Consider the following 19,962-nt stretch of genomic DNA (forward strand, 5'->3'; position numbering starts at 1 on the left):
ATCCTGGAGGCCGCCGAGGAGCACCGGGCCGATGTCATCGGGATGTCGGGGCTGCTGGTCAAGTCCACGGTGATCATGAAGGAGAACCTGGAGGAACTCAACCAGCGCAAGATGGCGGCCGACTTCCCCGTCATCCTCGGCGGCGCCGCCCTCACCCGCGCCTACGTCGAGCAGGACCTGCACGAGATCTACGAGGGCGAGGTCCGCTACGCCCGCGACGCCTTCGAGGGCCTGCGCCTGATGGACGCCCTGATCGCCGTCAAGCGGGGCGTGCCCGGCGCCACCCTCCCCGAACTCAAGCAACGCCGGGTCAAGGCAGCCACCGGCCAGATCGAGGAGCGCCCGGAGGAACCGCCGTCCCGTTCCGATGTCGCCCTCGACAACCCCGTCCCCACCCCGCCGTTCTGGGGCACGCGAGTCGTCAAGGGACTCCCGCTCAAGGAGTACGCCGCCTGGCTGGACGAGGACGCCCTGTTCAAGGGGCAGTGGGGCCTGAAGCAGGCCCGTACCGGTGACGGCCCGACGTACGAGGAGCTGGTGGAGACCGAGGGCCGCCCCCGGCTGCGCGGCTGGCTCGACAAGCTGCAGACCGAGAACCTGCTCGAAGCCGCCGTCGTGCACGGCTACTTCCCCTGCGTGTCCAAGGGCGACGACCTGATCCTGCTGCACGAGGACGGCACCGAGCGCACCCGCTTCACCTTCCCCCGCCAACGCCGCGGCCGCCGCCTGTGCCTGGCCGACTACTTCCGCCCCGAGGAGACCGGCGAGAAGGACGTCGTCGGTCTCCAGGTCGTCACCGTCGGTTCCCGGATCGGCGAGGAGACCGCCAAGCTCTTCGCCGCCAACTCCTACCGCGACTACCTCGAACTCCACGGCCTGTCCGTCCAGTTGGCCGAAGCCCTCGCCGAATACTGGCACGCCCGCGTCCGCGCCGAACTGGCCATCGGCTCCGGCGATCCGGCGACCCTGGACGGCATGCTGCGCACCGAGTACCGGGGCTGCCGCTACTCATTCGGCTACCCCGCCTGCCCCGACCTGGAGGACCGCGCCAAGATCGCGGTCCTGCTGCGGCCGGAGCGGATCGGCGTCGAACTCTCCGAGGAGTTCCAGCTGCACCCCGAGCAGTCCACCGACGCCCTCGTCGTCCACCACCCCGAAGCCGGCTACTTCAATGCGGGAGGACGGGGATGAACACCCTGCGCGAGACGCTGGCGACAGGAGCGCTGTCGTTGTCCTTCGAGTTCTTCCCGCCCAGGTCCGCGGCCGGCGAGCGGGCGCTGTGGCAGGCCGTCCGCCGGGTCGAGGCGCTGTCGCCGACGTTCGTCTCCGTGACCTACGGGGCCGGCGGCTCGTCCCGCGACCGGACGATCGAGGTCACCAAGCGGCTGGCGTCCGACACCACGCTACGGCCGGTGGCCCACCTCACCGCCGTCGGCCACTCCGTCGCCGAACTGCGGCACATCATCGGGCAGTACGCGGACGCCGGGGTGCGCGACGTGCTCGCCCTGCGCGGCGATCCGCCGGGCGCGCCCCACGGCCCCTGGCGCCCGCACCCGCACGGGCTGCGGCACGCCCACGAGCTGGTGACGCTGGTGAAGGAGTCCGGTGACTTCGGCGTCGGCGTGGCCGCCTTCCCCGAACGCCACCCCGCCTCGCCGGACTGGGACAGCGACATCCGCCATTTCGTCGCCAAGTGCCGGGCCGGCGCCGACTACGCGCTCACCCAGATGTTCTTCCGTGTGGAGGACTATCTGCGGCTGCGGGACCGGGTCGCCGCGGCGGGGTGCGACACCCCGGTCATTCCCGAGATCATGCCGGCCACCGATGTGCGCCAGATCCGGCGCTTCGCCGAACTGAGCCGTGCGGCGTTCCCGGAGGACCTGGCGCACCGGCTGGAGGCGGCGCGGGACGACCCCGCCGCGGCCCACCGCATCGGCGTCGAGCACGCCACCGTGATGGCCGAGCGGCTGCTGGCCGAAGGAGCGCCGGGCCTGCACTACATCACCCTGAACCGGTCCACGGCGACACTGGAGATCCACCAGAACCTCGCCCTGTCCGCCGCCGTCGCACGGCGGCAGCCGGTCCGACCCTAGGAGAGGACGCCCCATGCAGCCCCTGGTCCCGGCGGAGGCCGGCCGATGAAAGTCCTGGTGACCGGCGGAGCCGGGTTCATCGGCTCCCACTACGTCCGTACCCTCCTGGCCGGCGGCTTCCCCGGCCAGGAGGACACCGCGGTGACCGTCCTGGACAAGCTCACCTACGCGGGCAACCGGGCGAACCTTCCGGCGAGCCACCCACGGCTGGCCTTCGTCGAGGGGGACGTCTGCGACCGGGGCCTGCTCCTCGGCCTGCTCCCGGGCCATGACGCGGTGGTCCACTTCGCCGCCGAGTCCCATGTCGACCGCTCCCTGACCGACGCCGGGGCGTTCGTGCGCACCAACGTCGGCGGCACCCAGACGCTGCTGGACGCCTGTGTCGCCGCCCGCACACCGCGGGTCGTGCACATCTCCACCGACGAGGTCTACGGGTCGATCGCCGAGGGCGCCTGGACCGAGGACCACCCGCTGCTGCCCAACTCCCCCTACGCCGCGTCCAAGGCGTCCGCCGACCTCGTCGCCCGCTCCTACTGGCGCACCCACGGCCTGGATCTGTCGATCACCCGGTGCTCCAACAACTACGGCCCCTACCAGCACCCGGAGAAGCTGATCCCCCGGTTCGTCACGAACCTGCTGCAGGGGGAGCCGGTGCCGCTGTACGGGGACGGCAGGAACGTCCGGGAGTGGCTGCACGTCGACGACCACTGCCGGGCCATCCAGCTGGTGCTGACCCGTGGGCGGCCCGGCGAGGTCTACAACATCGGCCAGGGCAACGAGCGCTCCAACCGGCAGATGACCGACCTGCTGCTGGAGCTGTGCCATGCGCAGCCGCACCTGGTGCGCCCGGTGCCGGACCGCAAGGGCCACGATCTGCGCTACGCGCTGGACGACGGCAAGATCCGCCGCGAGCTGGGCTATGCGCCCGCGGTGTCGTTCGCGCGGGGCCTGAGCGAGACGGTGGCGTGGTACCGGGACAACCCGGCCTGGTGGAAGCCGTTGAAGAGCGGGACAAGTTGAGCGGTGCGGCCTGCGGGCCCCGGTGCGCGGCCGCCCGAGGGAGGCCGCGCACCGGGCCCGGGCAGCGGAAGAGGGGTGGTGCGGCTCGCGGGCCGCGCCACCCCTCTCCCCTGCCCGGGCCCGGTGCGTTCAGGCGCCGGCCGCCCCCAGCAGCACGGCCGCGTAGTTCTTGCGGGCCGCCGTGTCGTACTGGAGGGCGATGTGGCCGGCCGCCGAGGTGACGTCCCGCCACAGCCGCTGGAGCGGTGCGGACTCCCCCAGGCCGCCGGTTCCCGCCGCGCGGACCAGCAGGCCGACGGCGTCGGTGCACAGCTCCGCGGCGAAGGTGGCGTTGCGTTCGTTGCGGGCCATGTGCGCGGGGGTGAAGCGGCGTTCGTCGAGCACCTCGGCGTTCTCCTCGACGAGGTGGCGGGCGGCGTCGATCCGGCCCGAGGCGCGGACCAGCAGCAGTTCGTTCGTCGGGTTGCGGCGCCGGCCGCTCATGGTCGCCGCGCTCGCCGCCAGCGCGCCGGCGGCGGCCCCCACGACGGGCGCGATGAAGGTCAGCCCGCCGACGGCCTGGAACGGCACGTGATGGGCGGGCACGTCGGAGTCGGCGCTGCGACCGGCCAGCATGTCGGCCCGGTCGAACGAGAGATGACCGGGGACGGCGACCCCGTCCACCGACACCGTGTGGCTGCCGGTGGCGCGCATCCCCACGTTGTCCCAGGTCCGCTCGACGGTGCAGGCCGCGCGCGGCAGGGCGAAGAACCGCATCGGGGGCGGCCCGTCGCCGCCGTCCGGGCCCCCGGGCACCGTGGCGCACACCAGCACCCGGTCGGCGAAGTCGATCCCGCTGACGTACGCCCAGCGGCCGGTGAGCCGCCAGCCGTCGCCGTCGGGCACCGCACGCCCGCCCGGCATCAGGGCGGTGGCGATCACCGGGTCCGGGCCCGCCCCCCAGACCTCCTGGTGGCCGCGGGCGGGCAGATGGCCGGTGAAGCGGCCCGAGTAGGCGCTCAGCGAGGCGCACCAGGCGGTCGCCGCGCAGGCCTCCCCGAGCGTGAGGACGGCGCGGGTCAGCTCGGCGAAGGTGCCCTCGGTGCCGCCCCAGGAGCGGGCCACGAAGTGCCGGGCGAAGCCGGCGGTGCGCAGGGCGTCGACGACGTCGGGGGAGAGCGATCCGGTGCGGTCCGCCTCGGCCGCGTGCTCGGCCGCGAGGATGCGCACCTTCTCCGCGGCCGGGACGAGCCCGGTGTCCAGCTGTGTATCGGCAGGCATCCTCATGTCCTCCTGTGATGGCGGGCGTCGGGGTGGTGACGGGTCAGGGTGCGGGGGCCGGCTCGAAGCCCGCTGCACCGGCTCTGGACCGGGCCGGGCGAAGGGGCCCCGGGGCGGGCCCGGGAGCCGGAGCCGTGGACCCGGCGAGGCCCCGGACCGCGCCATCGGGGTCCGGGGCCTCGGAGGGCAGGGGCGTACGGGGGTGGCGGCGCCCCTGCGTGGTGGCGCGGTGTGCCCTGGGGTGGTGGACGCACCGCGCGCCTCACGGCGGCGGGGCACCGCCGCGGGAGCCGGTGGGCGGACGGGAGGGCGGCCCGCCGGGGAAGCGGGCCGGCCGCCGCGTCCCGTCGGCCGGTGGCTGTCAGACGGCGCGGGCGAAGCGCTCCAGCGTCTCCCCCGGGCTCGGCCCGTCGAGGGCCTTGAAGATGCCGTGCGCGCCCGCACCGTGCCGGTGCAGCTTGACGTGTGCCAGCTCCACCTTGGTGGTGTGGGCGTCGACGGCCGTGAAGTCGACCTCGATCTCGCTCGCCCGCTCGTCGTCCGGGATGGACTGCCAGTGCCCGTCGATGCGCCAGGTCATCACGAGGCGGCGCGGCGGGTCCCACTCCAGGACGCGGCCCCAGGCGATCTCGTTGCCGTCCACGTCCCACTCGTAGTAGCGGCCGCCGACGCCGGGTTCGAAGGCGAGGCCGGCGCGTTCCTTCTTGACGAGGATGTGCGAGGGCGGCCACCAGTCGGCGGGACGCTCGGTGAACACCGTGAAGCAGTGCTCGGGTGTGGCCGCGACCGTCACCGACTTGCGTACGTCCGGGATCGTCTGCGGCGGTGTCGGTGCCTGTGTCTGCTCGGGCACGGCTCCTCCTTCGTGTCCTTCGTTGCTGGGCGCACCGGCACGCTGGACCGCCCGCCTCGACACCGCGTCGAGCCCCGCTCGACCCGCCGGGCGCCCGACGCGCTCCAGAGGCGGTCGAGACGCGCGCAAGGCCGCGCCGCCACCGTCGGCGGTCCGCGGCCACGACAACGGGAGAGCACCATGACTGACGCACCACGACGAGTCGCCTTCGTCACCGGCGCCACCAGCGGCATCGGCCTGGCGGTCACCGAGCTGCTGGCCCGCGGGGGCACTGCCGTGTTCGGCGTGTCCCGCAGCGAGGAGAACGTGCGCAGCACCGTCAAGCGGCTGCGCGCCGAGGGCCTGGAGGTCTCCGGGACCACCTGTGACGTCTCCTGCGCGGAGCAGATCGGCGCGGCGGTCCGGGAGGCCGTCGACACCTACGGACGCATCGACATCCTCGTGAACAACGCGGGGCGCAACGGCGGCGGCGAGACCGCGAAGATCGACGACGCGACCTGGCTCGATGTCATCGACACCAACCTGACCGGCGTGTTCCGGGTCACCCGCGAGGTGCTGACCACCGGGCGGATGCAGGACGGGACCTGGGGCCGGATCATCAACATCGCGTCCACGGGCGGCAAACAGGGCGTGGTGCTGGCGGCGCCGTACTCCGCCTCGAAGCACGGCGTCGTCGGGTTCAGCAAGGCCGTGGGCCTGGAGCTGGCCAAGACGGGGATCACCGTCAACGCGGTCTGCCCCGGCTTCGTCGAGACGCCGATGGCGCAGCGCGTGCGCCAGGGCCACGCCGAGTACTTCGGCATCTCCGAACGGGACGTCCAGGACAGGTTCGAGGCCAAGATCCCGACCGGCCGCTATGTCACCCCCGAGGAAGTGGCCGGCCTGGTGGGCTACCTGACCACCGACGCCGCCGCCTCGGTCACCGCGCAGGCGCTCAACGTCTGCGGCGGACTCGGCAATTACTGATCCGGCACCCCGCCGCGGAACCACAGAGACGGAGCCCCACCGATGACCGACCCCGGCACCACCCTGCTGGCCCCTCCCGACGCCGCCGCCTTCCGCGCGGCCATGGGGGCCTTCCCCACCGGCGTCACCCTGCTGACCCAGGGCAGCGGCGACGGCACGATCGTGATGACGCTCAACAGCCTCGCCTCGGTGTCCCTCGACCCGCTGCTGATCCTGGTGTCCGTGAAGAAGGACGGCCGGATGCGGCCGAGGATCCGGCGCGGCGGCGGTTACGCCGTCAACGTGCTCGGCGAGCACCACCGCGACCTGTCCTCGGAGTTCGCCCGGCCGGACCGTCCTGAGGGGCAGCGGGCGATGACCCGTATCGGGGCGGTCGAGGGCACCACCGGCCACGCCGTGGTGCCGTCCGCCGTCGCCGCCTTCGAATGCCGGCTGGACACCGAGGTCGAGGCCGGCGACCACGTCCTGCTGATCGGCCGGGTGGTGGCCGTGCACCGCGCGCCCGACGGGGCCCGGCCGCTCGTCTTCCACCAGGGCGGCTACACCCGGCTGGCCGGCACCGGGGAGACCCCGTGAACGCCCCGGCGGCCGCCGCCCGCACCGCCGGCTCCGCGGCGGCCCGCACCCCGCTGCCGTCGCCCGTCGCACCCGCCCTGCGGGAGGTGGCGGACGGCGTCCTCGTCTACGAACAGCCCGACGGCGGCTGGTGTCTGAACAACGCCGGAGTGATCACAGGAGGCGGCCGGTGCATCCTCGTCGACACGGTCGCGACCCGTGCCAGGGCCGAACGGCTGCGCGACGAGGTGGCGCGGGTGGCGCCCGGCGGCCCGGACACCGTGGTCAACACCCACTTCCACGGCGATCATGTCTTCGGCAACTCCCTCTTCACCCCCCGCGCCACCGTCATCGCCCATGAGGGGACCCGCAGCGACATGGCCGAGTCGGGGCTCGGCCTGTGCGGGCTGTGGCCGGACGTCGACTGGGGCGAGGTCACCCTCGCCCTGCCCGACCTGACGTTCACCGAGCGCCTCACGCTGCGCGCCGGCGAGCTGCGCGTCGAACTGCTCTCCGTCGGCCCGGCCCACACCGCCGACGACGTGGTCGTCTGGCTGCCCGAACGCCGGGTGCTGTTCACCGGCGACGTGGTGTGGTCGCAGGTGACGCCGTACGTCCTGATGGGCTCCGTCTCCGGTTCCCTGCGTGCCCTGGAGCGGCTGCGCGCCCTGGAGCCGCGGATCGTCGTCCCCGGCCACGGCCCGGTCGCCGGTCCCGAGCTGCTGGACGCCACGGAGGACTACCTGCGCTGGGTGGCCCGGTTGGCGCAGGACGGTCTGCGCGCCGGCCGCACCCCGCTGGAGACCGCCCGCGCCACCGAACTGGGCCGCTTCGCGGGCCTGGTGGACCCCGAGCGTCTGGTCGGCAACCTGCACCGCGCCCACGCCGAGGCGACCGGCCTGCCGCCCGGCGCGCGCCTCGACGTCGCGGCCTCCTTCCGGGAGATGGTCGCCTACCTCGGGCGCGTCCCGGACTGCCACGCCTGACGGCCGCTCCCCGGCGGCCGTCTTTGCGGTAGGGCCGGGGTGTTGCCGGGCCGGTTTGATCACTTGGTGTCCGAGGTGTGCCAGGGCGCGACGGGGTTGCGGGCGGATCCCCCGGGAAATGACCGGCAGAGTCCCAAGTCCCCTTGGTACGGTGCGCCGATGTCAGCGACCAGAAACTTCCAAGTCACCTTTGACTGCGCAGAACCTGAGCGTCTCGCTCGTTTCTGGTGCGAGGTGTTGGGGTACGTCGTACCGCCGCCGCCGGAGGGGTTTGCCACGTGGGACGGCTTCACGTGCTCGCAGCCACCCGAGCAGCGGGATTCCTGGTTCGCCTGCAGTGATCCCTCCGGTGTGGGCCCGCGACTGTACTTCCAGCGCGTTCCCGAAGGAAAGGCCGCCAAGAACCGGGTGCATCTCGATGTGCGGGTCGGCACCGGACTCGTGGGCGAAGAGCGCCTCGCCGCACTTGAGGCCGAATGCGCACGACTGGTCCCGCTCGGCGCGGTACACGTGCAAACGCTGTATGACGGCAATGATGCGTGCATCCCGATGCTGGACATCGAGGGCAACGAGTTCTGTATCGACTGAAGCGCAGGGGGCGGGAGTCCCGTGAGGGCGAGGTGGTGCAGCCGAGCGATGCCGAGCATGGCGGTGTGCACGCCGTCGCCTTTCGGATGCCAGTCGCGAAGGATCTTCCAGGACTTCAGCCGCGCGAAGACGTGCTCGACACGGGCCCGCACTGGCGGTGGGAGGTGTGGTGCGCCTCCTTCTTACAGGCTGTCCCTCTTCGATGTCTCAGATTCCCTGCGCAGCATGGAGAGCGCGGTACGCAGGACGGCGTCGTCAGCGGCCTTTGCTCGATCGAGCATGGCGCGGTCGACGCGTTCGACATCAGCCGCCGGAGGAATGGCAAGGTATGTGAAGTTGACATTTTCCAAGTAGATCCTGCGGGCGGCGCGATACAGCACCAGCTCCCTCTCGTAAGCCCTCTCCCATCTCTGACTATCGGTCAGGTTGTATTGCAGAGCCGACACGGGACAGCCCGAAGTATCTCCCGAGACCATGCCGAACTTCCCGAGAAAGACATCAAAATTAAGTCGGTGGAGCGCAGAGCCGCAGTGCATCCATCCCTCCAGCTCCGCCTCAGCCAACCCCGCGAATTTCTCCGGGTAGGCATCGTTCAACTGGTGACTCGCTGCGGTGAACACCTGACGCCTGATGACAGGATGGCAGTAGGCGCCCTTCGTGTATGCGCCGAGCTCCTTGCGGTGCACGTCGTACAACGCGTACAGCATCGTGACTGCATACGAGGACCGCAGGTACCCCAGCCACGGGACATCGTCGGTCTTGTTCTGGAGAGCGACCCATTGGAGATCCAACGCCAAGCCGGCACCCATGAGATCGGCATCCGTCTCCGCGAAGCGCCGGTAGACCATCGCTTCAGCTTCGTCGCGCACCACTCCTTGAAGCCTGAAGGCTTCTAGTGCCTTCGCATGGCGACGGTAGACATGTGCCGCTTCGTGGCAAACGAGGAAGTTGAAGGCAAGAATGGTCAAGCACTCCGCGTCGTACTGGAAGTCGGGCATCTTGACCTGTGCGTACAGGCCCTCCAGCCCCTCCCACCACGGTCTGGGGCCAGCGGTCCGAACTTTCCCGAAGAGAGGCTCCAGATCTGGAGGAAGCCGCCATTCCCGGGTCGCCCAGACCGGCATGTAGACCGCGTCCTGACCCCAGTGGCCGAGCAGCAAGTGGGCCAGCACATAGAGACGACACAGCAGTCCGACGGGGACCACAAGTACGTACTCGCCCTCACGTAACTCCTTGGCGCGGCAAGTGAAGAAGGGTGAATTCACTACCTCTACTCGCGTCTGAAGTCCCGTCTCGCGATCGAGGCGAGTCAGATACCAACGAGTAAAGTAGAGATGACCCTTCAGCAATCCCGCCAGGTTGCCTCTGAGTGAAGGGGGGTAGTCATCACTCGTGACGGCCCCGCCGGTCGCTTCGATGAAATCAGTGGCGAGCAAGTGGCTGTTCGCCCCTCACTCATCACTGCTGCAGATTCTGCGGATACCCGCATGGGTGACTTTCGCCGCAAGAACAGTGACCGGAACATCGACTTTGAAGCTGAGGGTCAGCAGCACATCCACGATCGCAGCGGCCAACAGTCGATCACTTTCCCCAGAACTTTGCAGTGCGCGCTCGATCGCCGGATGTCCGCAAAGGGCACCGCGCAGTCCAGCGCTCAGCGAGGAGAACCATCTGCGTGCGATGAAGATACGCTCCTCGTCGTCATCATCGCGGCTCCCCAGGTCATGCTCGACGAGATGCTCGGAGATCAGCAGATCCAGGTCGCGTTCCGAGAGTCCCAGCAGATAGTCAAGATCTTCCCGCACGTCGCCCCCTCATCCTGCGGTCTGACCTGAGCACGCAATCGTGCCACCCAGCACCTGTCGGCAGACCAGCCGTCAAGGCATCAGCTTAGGACGCGTTGGCGAACCGGGGGTGCGATTCGCCTCGGCCTGTGATGGCTGTGGCGTGTGGAGCCTGTCGTGCCTATCGCGCCTGGGGAGGTCGGGGATGCAGTCGATCGTGGTGGGTTGCTGGAACAGCGCGAGCTCGGTGCCCGTCGCCGTATCCGCCGGCAGAGGGGCGGCGTCCGGCAGCACGTCGTCACCCAGCTCCAGGCCGGGGCCGCCGCGAAGAACCTGCTCACTGGGGACATCACCGTCGGCTCCACCGTGTGCCGGCCCACCAGCACGCCGCCGTTCGAGACTCGCGTCAGACCAGCCCCTTCCCGTCGCGCATCAGGGTCCGTCCGGCCATCTCGGGAACCGTTCCCCACGCCTGCAGCACCTGCGGGGTGACCTCGAAGAAGACGTACGAGGGGTGGTCCTTGCGAGGGTCCCAACCGTCCTTGGCGGCGAAGGCGTCACCCACCTCGACGGGAAGCTCCTCGCGGGTCAGCATGCGCGCGGTGCCGTGGACCAGGACCACGTCCCGGGTATGGCCGAAGCAGAGCCGGACCCGGCCCGAAACGCACAGGTTGCGCCCCGTTGGGTTGGTGGATCGGGTGGACAGCCACACCGCCTCGCCGTCCCACCAGAAGGCCAGCGGCACGAGGGTCGGCTCGCCGGTGGCGTCGGCCGTGGCGACCCATACGTCGTTGTCCCGCGCGAGCCGTTCCAGTGCCTCGCGCTTGCGCTGCTCGGGACTGCGCGGACCGCTGGAGGGAGAGTCAACTGGCGTCATGCGGGGAGGTTATGGCGTGAGACGCTCAGTCACATCCGGCGGCGGAACTAGGTCGCAAGACGGAGGATCGGCGTCGTATCGAGAGTACTCAAGCAGCCCGACAACGCGGCAGCGAGCGTGCCACGCGGGACTTTCGATACACGCCCTGGAGGACCGCCGGCAGAGACTTCGGTCTCCCGTTCGGGATGCCGACTGAAATCTCTCCTGCCGCCCGACATACGGGCCAGGAGGGCGGTGGGAGATCTCCCACCGCCCTCCTGGCCCGTGCAAGGCCGCAGGCCCGCCGGCGGGGGCCCGTGCCGGAGCCCCCGCCGTAGCGGGCGGCGTGCCCTCAGACGGCGGCCGGGCCGTCGCGGTGGATCACCCGGGACCGCGTCAGCAACTGCCCCTCGCGCCGCACCAGCACATCCTCGACCGTGAAGGTCGGTTCGAAGGTCACCACGCCCGCCCGGTCGGTCCGGGTGACCAGGGAGTAGTACGACACCCTCAGCTCCTCGTCCTGCGGGCCCGCGGGCTCGATCAGCAGGTGGTCGAACCAGTGCCGTACGGCGATGTCGCGGTAGCGGGGCAACGCCGCGCGCATCCCGGCGACCATGGCCTGCCGCCCCTTCGCCAACTCTCCGTTGGCGTGCAGCACTTCACCGTCCTCCGTGAACGTCTCGGCGAAGCCCTCGATGTCCAGGGCGTCCACGCGGCGCATCTGGCGCGCGTAGAAGGTCCGCACCTCGGCGTAGAGGTCCCCGGTGACCTGACGTTCCGTTGTCCGTACCACCTGCGACACGGCTGCTCCCTCCGCTGACCGCCGGCCGCCACGGACGGCGGCCGGGCCACGGCCCACTCTTCCGCCCGGGACTGCAGTACCTCTCCAGCGCCGCTGGAGAGCGGCGGCCGGCGACGAGCGGAGGCGGAAGCACGGCCCGGACGAGCAGATGGCCCGCCCGGCCCCGACTTCACTGAGCCATTGGTACAGTCGCCACTCCCCGGAAGCCCGTCGCTCCCCCTGAGGAGGCCGTTGCACCATGGCCGTGGACGCCCTCGATGCCAAGATCCTCCGGCTGCTGCTGGAGCAGCCGCGCACCAGCGTGCGGGAGTACGCGCGTCTCCTCGGCGTCGCCCGGGGAACCGTGCAGGCGCGCCTCGACCGCCTGGAACGGGACGGCGTGATCACCGCCTACAGCCCCCGGCTGTCCCCCGCCGCGCTCGGCCATCCCGTGCTCGCCTTCGTCCACATCGAGGTCACCCAGGGCCATCTGGAGGAGGTGGCCGACGCGCTGGCCGAGGTCCCGCAGATCATCGAGGCGTTCTCGACGACCGGTGGCGGGGATCTGCTGACCCGGGTGGTGGCACGGGACGCGGAGCATCTGGAGGACGTGATCCAGCGGCTGATCAGCCTGCCGGGCGTGGTCCGCACCCGTACGGAGGTGGCGTTGCGCGAGCGGGTGCCGCATCGCATGCTGCCGCTGGTCGAGGCGGTGGGCACCGCCGGGTCGCGCTGAGCCGGCCGCTTGGCATGCTGGTGGGTATGAGCACCTCCGCCGCCCACCGGGTCCCGCCCGCCGCCCCCGCTCCGGTGATCTTCGATCTCGACGGCACGCTGGTGGACAGCGAGCCGAACTACTACGAGGCGGGGCGCCGGCTGCTGGCCGGGTACGGCGTGCCGGACTTCAGCTGGGAGCAGCACGCCCGCTTCATCGGCATCGGCACCCGCGAGACCCTGGAGATCCTCAGCCGGGAGTTCGGCATTGACGCACCGCTCGATGAGCTGCTGGCCGGCAAGAACCGCACCTATCTGGAGCTGGCGCGGGCGCATACCGAGGTCTTCCCCGAGATGCGCGCGTTCGTGGAGCGGCTGGCGGCGGCCGGGCATCCGATGGCCGTGGCGTCCGGTTCGTCCCGGTCGGCGATCGAGGCGGTGCTGGCCGGAACCGGGCTCGACGCGCTGCTGACCACCGTGGTGTCCGCGGAGGAGGTGGCGCACGGCAAGCCCGAGCCGGACGTGTTCCTGGAGGCGGCACACCGACTGGGCGTCGATCCCGGGCGCTGTGTGGTGCTGGAGGACGCGGCGCCCGGTGCGCTCGCGGCACACCGGGCGGGCATGCGGTGCATCGCCGTCCCCTATGTGGCCGCCACCGCCGACGACCCGGCGTTCGCGAGCGCCGGGCTGCTGTTCAAGGGCGGTCAGGGGGAATTCACGGCGCAAGCCGCCTACGCATGGCTCGGGCGGCCGGTCCGCTCCTCCCCCTGACCGGGGACGGTCACTCCAGGTCGAGGGACTTGCAGTCGGCGGCGAGATCGCCGGCACAGAGCAGGTCGACCCGGACAGCGCCGTCGCGGACGACGGTGTCCTTCATGTTCTTGCGGGTGACGATCTGCGCCTTGAACAGCTTGGCCGGGATACCGGACTTGCTCTGGTTGTCGGCGGTGGCCGAGGTGAAGGGCTTGATGCTCTTGCCCCGCAGCAGGCGGAAGGCGATCTCCGCGGCGGTTTCGGCCTCCGGCCTGACTTCCTTGTAAATGGTGAAGGACTGGGTGCCGGCCACCAGCCGCTGCAGCGCGGGGAGTTCGGCGTCCTGCCCGCCGACCGGAACATTCTTGATACCGGCCGACTTCAGGGCCTCGGCGATACCGCCCGCCATCCCGTCGTTGGCCGAGTAGACCGCGTCGAAACCCTCCGGGCCGTGCGCGTCGACGAAGTCGCCCATCTCCTTCTTGGCCGTCGCCGCGGACCAGCCGGGGATGTCCTTCTCGTAGACGATCTTGCGGACCTTGCCGTCGAGGACCTCGTGCGCGCCCTTCTTGTAGGACGGGGCATTCGGGTCGGTCGGCGAGCCGTTCATCATGACGACGTCGGACGCGGCCGCCTGGGAACCGAGGGCCGCGAGAATGCCCTTCCCCTGGAGACGGCCGATTCTCTCGTTGTCGTACGAGACATACGCCGCGACATCGCCCTCGGCGAGCCGGTCGTACGCGATGACCTTGACGCCCTTCTTGGCGGCGGCGTCCACCCAGCTCTTGGCCGCCTGGGCGTCGACCGGGTCCAGGATGATGACCTTGACGCCCTTCTTCACCAGAGCCTCGAACTGTCTCTTCTGGGTGTCGACCTGCTGCTCGGCATTGTGGTAGTCGACTTTGCACGAGAGGCAGAGGGACGCAATGCGCGAGGAAATGATGCGGCGGTCGAACTTCTCGTACCGGGCCGCCTTGGTCTCCGGGAGGAGCAGCCCGATGGAGTCCTTGCCGGCACCGGTGTCCTGGTGATCGCTGCCACACGCCGCCAAGGGCGCTGCGAGCGAAATCGCCATTGCGCCGGTGAGGGCACGCCGCATTATTGCATTCATTCCCGGTACCTCCAAAGGGGCCTCCTGACCGGCCCAGAACGGCTGAATTGAACGCTATCTGCGGCCCTACCGTCAAGAATCGAAGCAACAACGATAGAGAAGCGTGCTGTGATTCGACTCCCTGAACCCCTGTCGCTCGACGGGAGTTCCGGACGGTATCGAAACGGTCAATTCATTCCGGAACACGCCGTATCGCTCCGGCCTCCGCCCGCCCCTCCCACCCTCCTGGCGGGCGACCGCGGGACACCCGCCACCAGCCAAAACGCCAACCGGGCGTGGCGCTCGGGGAGTTGTACGACCCTGCGGGCCCCCGGCTCACCGGCGGGCCCGGCGGACTCTTTCCGCCGCGCCCGCCGGACCACCGGAAGGAAGAAATAGATGCCGCCCGCAGCCTTTCCGGGGCACTCTCGATCCGGGCGGCGAGTGGTCGAGACCAATTTGCGCACGGCGGCGACATCTGTACGCGGCACGCGCCCCTCTCTTTCCACTCCACCGCCGAATAGGACAGCCGTTAATGGGGAATCCCTTGGGAATATCTTTGACGTGATTTTTTACGCCCGGGCCCTCTTCGCGGAAGAACCCGCCCCCGGCCCCGTCCGCGCCGGATCAGCCCACCCAGCCACCGGTGAGGCCGAGCACCGCCGAGCCGTCGAGGTCGGCGAGCTTGGTGCCGGTGAAGTCGCGCGCCCAGTCCGAGGTCTGGATGCGGAACGCGGGACGGTCCGCGGTGAGGGCCTCCAGCACCGCCTCGGCGGCCTCGGCCGGGGTCTGCGCGCCGTCGAGGAACTGGCCGACGGTGCGGTCCAGGTAGGCCTGCAGCGCGTCCGCGTACGGGCCCGCGGCGGCGACCTCGCCCGCCAGGTCGAGCCCGATGTTGTTGACGAATTCGGTGGCCACGGCGCCGGGTTCGACGACGGAGACCGCCACCCCGAGGCGGGCCGCCACCGGCGCCAGGCTCTCCATGTAGCCCTCGACGGCGAACTTGGCGGCGCAGTAGGCCTCGTTGAAGGGCTGGCCGACGACCCCGCCGACGCTGGTGACGGTGATCAGACGACCGCCGGAGGACCGCAGGTGCGGCAGTGCCGCCTTCGAGACGTGCAGGACCCCGAAGAAGTTGACCTCCATCACCGTGCGCACCGCGGAGACGGGCTCGTTCTCCAGCGTGCCGAGGTGGCCGGCCCCGGCGTTGTTGATCACGGCGTCGAGACGGCCGTGGTCCGCGATCACCCCGTCGATCGCGGCGGCGACGGAGGCCTCGTCGGTGACGTCGAGCTGCCGCACATCGAGCTCCACGCCCGCCTCGCCGGCCGCCGCGCGCAGGGCGTCGGCACGGCCCGGGTCGCGCAGCGTGGCCACGACCTGCCAGCCGGCCCGCGCGGCGGCGACCGCGGCGGCCAGGCCGATGCCGGAGGACGTGCCGGTGATCAGAACAACCTTGGAAGACATGGCGAACCTTTCGGCTCCGTGCGACGGAGCAATTTAAGTGCGTGTACACACACCATAGACATTATGTGTGCGCACACGCAACCGGTAGCCTTGCGGCATGGCGAAAAGGAAGCTCACCCAGGCCGAGATGCCCGTGGCCGACCACGCTTTCTACGGGCTGGTCTGGGCCGGAACCGTGCTCACCGAACGCGTGGACCGCGCCCTGACCAAGGCGCACGACCTCCCGGTCTCCTGGTTCGAGGTGATGCTCTGGCTCGCCTCCAGCGCGGACCCGGTGCCCGCCTCCGTGCTCGGCAACAGCACCATGCTCAGCCGCAGCCAGGTCTCCCGCGTCGTGGACGCGCTCCGGAACCGCGGCCTGGTCACCCGCACCCCCTCCGCGAGCGACGCGCGCTCCGTGGAGGTGTCCCTCACCCCGGAGGGCCGCCGGCTCTTCGAGGAGGCCGACGCCACCCGCCGCGCCTGCCTGACCCCGGTGTTCACCGATCTCCTCGACGAGGAGGACCTCGCGGCGCTGAGCACCGTCTGGAAGAAACTCAAGGCGCACAAGAACGGCTGAGGACGGCCGCGGCCGCCGCACGGTGCGGGGCGGGCACCGCCGGGCCGCCCGCGCCTCAGGGCGCGATCGTGCGGGCGATGTCGAGGGTGAGCCGCTGCCAGGGGTCGCGCGGGTCCCGTGCGGTGAGGTCGCCGATGCGGCGCAGCCGGTAGCGCAGCGACTGCGGGTGGAGGCCGAGCCTGCGGGCGGCGGCGTTGGCGGAGCCCGTGTCGAGGTAGGCGGTGAGCGCCTCCATGAGGTGGCGGCGGCCGGGCTGGACGAGCGGGCCGAGGATCAGCCGGCCGATCTGCTCGGGGGTGGTGGCGGGGCGCCCGCCGAGCAGCGCCAGCACCTGGGCGTCACCGTCCGTCAGAACCCGCCCGGGATGATGGGCGTGTGCGGGTGCCGCGTCCAGGGCGTCGGCCGCGAGACGGTAGGCGACGGCGATCCGGTCCAGGCTCTCCCCCGAGATCGCACAGCCGCGCAGGCCCCGCTCGCCCAGGGCCCGGGGCGCGGCCCGGCCGGCCGCGGCGGGCAGCAGCAGGACGGCGCGCGGGCCCCGGACCGTCACCAGAGGGGTGGGGCCGCCGCCGTGGCCGCCCAGCGGGGCAAGGAGCCCGGCGGCCGTCTCCGGTGCCACCCCCGCGCCGTGCGCGTCGGCGGACTCGGCCACCAACAGACAGTAGGGGTCCGGTAGTTGACTGCCCAGCCGGGCGGCCCGGTCGGTCAGCGCGCCGATGGAGGCGTGCCGTCCGGCGATCAGGTCGTCGAGGAGCAGGCGCAGCGCCCGGTCGCGGTCCGAGGTGAGGTCGTCGCTGGTCGCGGTGTAGGCCGTGGCCATCTCCTCGGAGAGGGTGTCGAGGGTGGTCAGCGCCATCCGTGCGAGCGCGAAGGCGTCCGGTGCGCCCGGCGGGGGCGTCGCGGCCGCCACCTCGTCCGTCATCACCGTCGCCGCGACCCGGTAGGCCCGCAGGACCGCCTGCACCGGGCGGCCGTCCGCGGCCCGCGCCGCCGCGATACCGCGGAACCGGCGGACGTCGGCCGCGGTGAGGGCGCTGTCGGTGGCCCAGAGGTGCAGCAGCCGGTCCAGCGCCCAGGCGGCGATGGCGCGCACCTCGTGCAGCCGGCCGTCATCGAGGGCGGCATAGGCCGGCACCTGCTCGCGCACCGCGGCGACGATCGTCGCGACCACGCCCGGGTCGGCGATCAGCTGCTGCCGGATGCGCTCCCGTTCCTTCATCACGGGGTGATGATTCCACCCGCGTGTTGTGCGCAGCGCGGTGGACGGGTGTGGTCACGGTCGCCAGGATCTCGGGGAGCACGCAGTCTCAGCGACGAGAGGCGGGACCGACGGATGGCGAAGCACTGGGCGGACTTCCAGTACGAGATCTACCTCCACGGCATGACGGGCGCGGTACCGCGGCTGCCGACCGATCTGACGCGGCTGGAGGAGCTCGCCGAACGGCGCCTGGGTCCCGGCCCGGTCGGCTATGTGGCGGGCAGCGCGGGCACCGGCAGCACCGCCGACGCCAACCGGGCGGCGCTGCGGCGCCGGCGGATCGTGCCGCGGATGCTGCGCGAGGTGCAGGACCGCGATCTGTCCGTGGAGCTGTGGGGGCGGTCGCTGCCCGCGCCGCTCGCGCTGGCGCCGGTGGGCGTGCTGTCGATCATGCATCCGGACGCCGAGCCCGGCGCGGCACGGGCCGCCGCGGCCCAGGGCGTGCCCTACATCCTGTCCTCCGCCTCCAGCACCCCCATGGAAGAGGTCGCCGAGGCGATGGGCGACGGGGAGCGGTGGTTCCAGCTGTACTGGGCCAAGGACCGCGAGGTCACCAGGAGCTTCCTGGAGCGGGCGAAAGCGGCCGGGTACACCGCGCTGTTCGTCACCCTCGACACCCCGCTCCTCGCCTGGCGCCCACGCGACCTCGACCAGGCGTACCTGCCGTTCCTGCACGGCGTGGGCACCGCCAACTACTTCACCGATCCCGCGTTCCGTGCGGGGCTCGCCAAACCGGTGCACGAGGACCCGAACGCGGCGGTGATGCACTTCCTGGGGATGTTCGCCGACCCCGCCAAGACCTGGCCGGACCTGGCGTTCCTGCGCGAGAACTGGGACGGCCCGATCGTGCTCAAGGGCATCCTGCACCCCGAGGACGCCCTGCGGGCCGCCGAGGCCGGCATGGACGGGGTGGTGGTCTCGAACCACGGCGGCCGCCAGGTGGCGGGCTCCGTCGCCGCCGCCGATGCCCTGCCCCGCGTCGTGGCGGCGGCGGCCGACCGGCTCACCGTGCTCTTCGACAGCGGCATCCGCACCGGAGACGACATCGTCAAGGCGCTGGCACTGGGCGCCGCGTCGGTGCTGGTGGGACGCCCGTACGCCTATGGGCTCGGCCTCGACGGGCAGGCGGGCGTCGAGCACGTCATCCGCTGTCTGCTCGCCGAACTGGACCTGACCCTCGCGCTGTCCGGGCACTCCCGCCCGGCCACGCTGACCGCCGACGACCTCATCGAGGAATCCGCATGACCACTTCGCCGGACCCGTCCCCCGCCGCGGCACCGAGCCCGGTGCGCAACGTCCTCGCGGTCGTCTCGCCGCACGTCGGCGGCCGCGCCGCCGGAGCCGCGCTGGCCGGCCTCTTTCCCGGCCAGGCCCGGGTCACCGTCGTCGAGACCACCGACGAGGATCCCGAGGCGCTGCGCGCGGCCCATCTCCTCATCACCGGCCTGGGCCCGGTCACGGCCGCGCATCTCGCGGCCGCGCCGGACCTGGAGGTCGTCCAGTGCGCCAGCCACGGCTTCGACTACGTGGATGTGGACGCGGCCCGCGAGAGGGGCATCCCGGTCTGCAACATCGGCTCCAGCGGAGCGGAGAAGCAGAACGTCGCCGAGCAGACCTTCGCCCTGATGCTCGCCCTGGCCAAGCAGCTGGTCCCGGCCCATCAGGCGCTCGTCGAGGCCGACTGGGCGCTGCCACGCCTGCAACGGTCCATCACCGAGCTGTCCGGGAAGACCCTCGGCATCGTCGGTCTCGGCCACATCGGCGAGGAAGTCGCCCGCCGCGCCGTGGCGTTCGACATGAACATCGTCTATACCGGGCCGAAGCCGGCCGCCCCGGAGACCGAGGCGCGCCTCGGCGGCGCCCGCCACCTGGACCTCGACGCACTGCTGCGCACCTCCGACTACGTCACCCTGCACGCCCCGCTCACCGAACACACCCGCAACCTCCTCGACGCGGCGCGCCTGGCCCTCCTCAAGCCCACCGCCTTCGTGATCAACACCGCCCGCGGCGCGCTCATCGACCAGGACGCCCTCGCGGATGCCCTGGCGGCCGGCACCCTCGCCGGCGCCGGCCTCGACGTCTTCGACCCCGAACCGCCGACGGCGGCCCTGCGGCTGCTCAAGGCCCCGAACGTGGTGCTCTCCCCGCACGTCGCGGGAGTCACCCGCGAGACGCTGGTGCGCATCGCCCTGGCTGCCGTGCAGAACGTCCTCGGTCACTTGGCGGGCAAGCCGTTGCGGGACGTCGTCTCGTAGCGGCCCGCGCCACGTCCGCACGCTGCCGGCGCGGCCGCTCGCATTTGGCCATTGTTCGGTGCAGCGGTGACCGGACCGGTCCGGTTGTGATCACCATGGGCGTGTCCCGCCGATCACCCGGCCG

At 71.3% G+C, this 19,962-nt stretch carries 21 protein-coding genes and 1 pseudogene; 12 read left to right on the plus strand and 10 right to left on the minus strand.

All coding sequences use genetic code 11. The features are described from left to right. The 3 genes from AB0411_RS00005 to rfbB all read left to right on the plus strand — a co-directional run. Nucleotides 1–1,191, plus strand: a 1,191-nt coding sequence (locus tag AB0411_RS00005) for a vitamin B12 dependent-methionine synthase activation domain-containing protein (protein WP_366414869.1), incomplete at its 5' end; no start/stop codon positions are given. Further along, on the plus strand, nucleotides 1,188–2,093 hold the full coding sequence (gene metF / locus AB0411_RS00010) for a methylenetetrahydrofolate reductase [NAD(P)H] (protein WP_366414870.1): 906 nt from the start codon (nucleotides 1,188–1,190) through the stop codon (nucleotides 2,091–2,093). The genes AB0411_RS00005 and metF, both read left to right, overlap by 4 nt. 45 nt (nucleotides 2,094–2,138) lie before the next feature. Next, nucleotides 2,139–3,113, plus strand: coding sequence for a dTDP-glucose 4,6-dehydratase (gene rfbB, locus AB0411_RS00015; RefSeq protein WP_366414871.1), 975 nt, complete (start codon nucleotides 2,139–2,141; stop codon nucleotides 3,111–3,113). 129 nt (nucleotides 3,114–3,242) lie between these two features. Here rfbB and AB0411_RS00020 read toward each other — a convergent pair whose 3' ends face one another. Next, nucleotides 3,243–4,373 carry a hydrolase gene (locus tag AB0411_RS00020; RefSeq protein ID WP_366414872.1) on the minus strand — a complete coding sequence of 377 codons (1,131 nt, stop codon included), beginning with the start codon at nucleotides 4,371–4,373 and terminating at the stop codon, nucleotides 3,243–3,245. Nucleotides 4,374–4,734: 361 nt separating this feature from the next. Beyond that, nucleotides 4,735–5,226 (minus strand): SRPBCC family protein, encoded by a 492-nt coding sequence (locus AB0411_RS00025; RefSeq protein ID WP_366414873.1) that lies wholly within the window; start codon nucleotides 5,224–5,226, stop codon nucleotides 4,735–4,737. Between the two features lie 180 nt (nucleotides 5,227–5,406). On the opposite strand from AB0411_RS00025, the gene AB0411_RS00030 reads away from it, so the two are divergent. The 4 genes from AB0411_RS00030 to AB0411_RS00045 all read left to right on the plus strand — a co-directional run bounded on the left by AB0411_RS00030 (nucleotide 5,407) and on the right by AB0411_RS00045 (nucleotide 8,321). After that, a complete protein-coding gene (locus AB0411_RS00030) occupies nucleotides 5,407–6,192 on the plus strand; it encodes an SDR family NAD(P)-dependent oxidoreductase (RefSeq protein ID WP_366414874.1) in 786 nt (261 codons plus the stop codon). A 42-nt stretch (nucleotides 6,193–6,234) separates the two neighbouring features. Further along, a complete protein-coding gene (locus AB0411_RS00035) occupies nucleotides 6,235–6,768 on the plus strand; it encodes a flavin reductase family protein (protein WP_366414875.1) in 534 nt (177 codons plus the stop codon). 53 nt (nucleotides 6,769–6,821) lie between these two features. Further along, a complete protein-coding gene (locus AB0411_RS00040; protein WP_366415592.1) occupies nucleotides 6,822–7,733 on the plus strand; it encodes an MBL fold metallo-hydrolase in 912 nt (303 codons plus the stop codon). Between the two features lie 159 nt (nucleotides 7,734–7,892). Further along, a complete protein-coding gene (locus AB0411_RS00045; protein ID WP_366414876.1) occupies nucleotides 7,893–8,321 on the plus strand; it encodes a VOC family protein in 429 nt (142 codons plus the stop codon). Nucleotides 8,322–8,338: 17 nt separating this feature from the next. Here AB0411_RS00045 and AB0411_RS00050 read toward each other — a convergent pair. From AB0411_RS00050 to AB0411_RS00070, 5 genes and pseudogenes are all read right to left on the minus strand, one after another. Continuing rightward, nucleotides 8,339–8,502 (minus strand): annotated as a pseudogene (locus tag AB0411_RS00050) (transposase); the annotation flags it as partial. A 1-nt stretch (nucleotide 8,503) separates the two neighbouring features. Continuing rightward, nucleotides 8,504–9,757, minus strand: a complete 1,254-nt coding sequence (locus AB0411_RS00055; protein ID WP_366414877.1) for a hypothetical protein — start codon at nucleotides 9,755–9,757, stop codon at nucleotides 8,504–8,506. Nucleotides 9,758–9,772: 15 nt separating this feature from the next. Then, nucleotides 9,773–10,126 carry a hypothetical protein gene (locus AB0411_RS00060; RefSeq protein ID WP_366414878.1) on the minus strand — a complete coding sequence of 118 codons (354 nt, stop codon included), beginning with the start codon at nucleotides 10,124–10,126 and terminating at the stop codon, nucleotides 9,773–9,775. A gap of 385 nt (nucleotides 10,127–10,511) precedes the next feature. Then, on the minus strand, nucleotides 10,512–10,982 hold the full coding sequence (locus AB0411_RS00065) for a pyridoxamine 5'-phosphate oxidase family protein (RefSeq protein ID WP_366414879.1): 471 nt from the start codon (nucleotides 10,980–10,982) through the stop codon (nucleotides 10,512–10,514). Between the two features lie 331 nt (nucleotides 10,983–11,313). After that, on the minus strand, nucleotides 11,314–11,763 hold the full coding sequence (locus AB0411_RS00070; RefSeq protein WP_366414880.1) for a nuclear transport factor 2 family protein: 450 nt from the start codon (nucleotides 11,761–11,763) through the stop codon (nucleotides 11,314–11,316). Nucleotides 11,764–12,001: 238 nt separating this feature from the next. Between AB0411_RS00070 and AB0411_RS00075 the strand changes: the two genes are divergently transcribed. Both AB0411_RS00075 and AB0411_RS00080 read left to right on the plus strand, forming a co-directional pair. Continuing rightward, the gene (locus AB0411_RS00075) at nucleotides 12,002–12,478 is read left to right on the plus strand and encodes an Lrp/AsnC family transcriptional regulator (protein WP_260634767.1); all 477 of its coding nucleotides are present in this window, start codon (nucleotides 12,002–12,004) and stop codon (nucleotides 12,476–12,478) included. Nucleotides 12,479–12,504: 26 nt separating this feature from the next. Further along, on the plus strand, nucleotides 12,505–13,227 hold the full coding sequence (locus AB0411_RS00080; RefSeq protein ID WP_366414881.1) for an HAD family hydrolase: 723 nt from the start codon (nucleotides 12,505–12,507) through the stop codon (nucleotides 13,225–13,227). A 10-nt stretch (nucleotides 13,228–13,237) separates the two neighbouring features. Here AB0411_RS00080 and AB0411_RS00085 read toward each other — a convergent pair whose 3' ends face one another. Together AB0411_RS00085 and AB0411_RS00090 are read right to left on the minus strand one after the other, a co-directional pair. After that, a complete protein-coding gene (locus tag AB0411_RS00085; RefSeq protein WP_366414882.1) occupies nucleotides 13,238–14,320 on the minus strand; it encodes a sugar ABC transporter substrate-binding protein in 1,083 nt (360 codons plus the stop codon). A 606-nt stretch (nucleotides 14,321–14,926) separates the two neighbouring features. Then, complete coding sequence (locus tag AB0411_RS00090) at nucleotides 14,927–15,766, minus strand: SDR family oxidoreductase (protein WP_366414883.1); 840 nt, start codon at nucleotides 15,764–15,766, stop codon at nucleotides 14,927–14,929. Between the two features lie 97 nt (nucleotides 15,767–15,863). On the opposite strand from AB0411_RS00090, the gene AB0411_RS00095 reads away from it, so the two are divergent. Further along, nucleotides 15,864–16,325 (plus strand): MarR family winged helix-turn-helix transcriptional regulator, encoded by a 462-nt coding sequence (locus tag AB0411_RS00095; RefSeq protein ID WP_366414884.1) that lies wholly within the window; start codon nucleotides 15,864–15,866, stop codon nucleotides 16,323–16,325. A 55-nt stretch (nucleotides 16,326–16,380) separates the two neighbouring features. On the opposite strand, the gene AB0411_RS00100 is transcribed toward AB0411_RS00095, so the two are convergent. Continuing rightward, on the minus strand, nucleotides 16,381–17,544 hold the full coding sequence (locus AB0411_RS00100; protein WP_366415593.1) for a PucR family transcriptional regulator: 1,164 nt from the start codon (nucleotides 17,542–17,544) through the stop codon (nucleotides 16,381–16,383). Nucleotides 17,545–17,658: 114 nt separating this feature from the next. On the opposite strand from AB0411_RS00100, the gene AB0411_RS00105 reads away from it, so the two are divergent. Then, the gene (locus AB0411_RS00105; RefSeq protein WP_366414885.1) at nucleotides 17,659–18,828 is read left to right on the plus strand and encodes a lactate 2-monooxygenase; all 1,170 of its coding nucleotides are present in this window, start codon (nucleotides 17,659–17,661) and stop codon (nucleotides 18,826–18,828) included. Continuing rightward, the gene (locus tag AB0411_RS00110; protein WP_366414886.1) at nucleotides 18,825–19,838 is read left to right on the plus strand and encodes a 2-hydroxyacid dehydrogenase; all 1,014 of its coding nucleotides are present in this window, start codon (nucleotides 18,825–18,827) and stop codon (nucleotides 19,836–19,838) included. The genes AB0411_RS00105 and AB0411_RS00110 overlap by 4 nt, the downstream gene beginning before the upstream one ends. Nucleotides 19,839–19,962: the final 124 nt, after the last annotated feature.

The sequence above is a fragment of the Streptomyces angustmyceticus genome, from assembly GCF_040701845.1.
In the GTDB taxonomy this organism is placed as follows: domain Bacteria; phylum Actinomycetota; class Actinomycetes; order Streptomycetales; family Streptomycetaceae; genus Streptomyces; species Streptomyces angustmyceticus_A.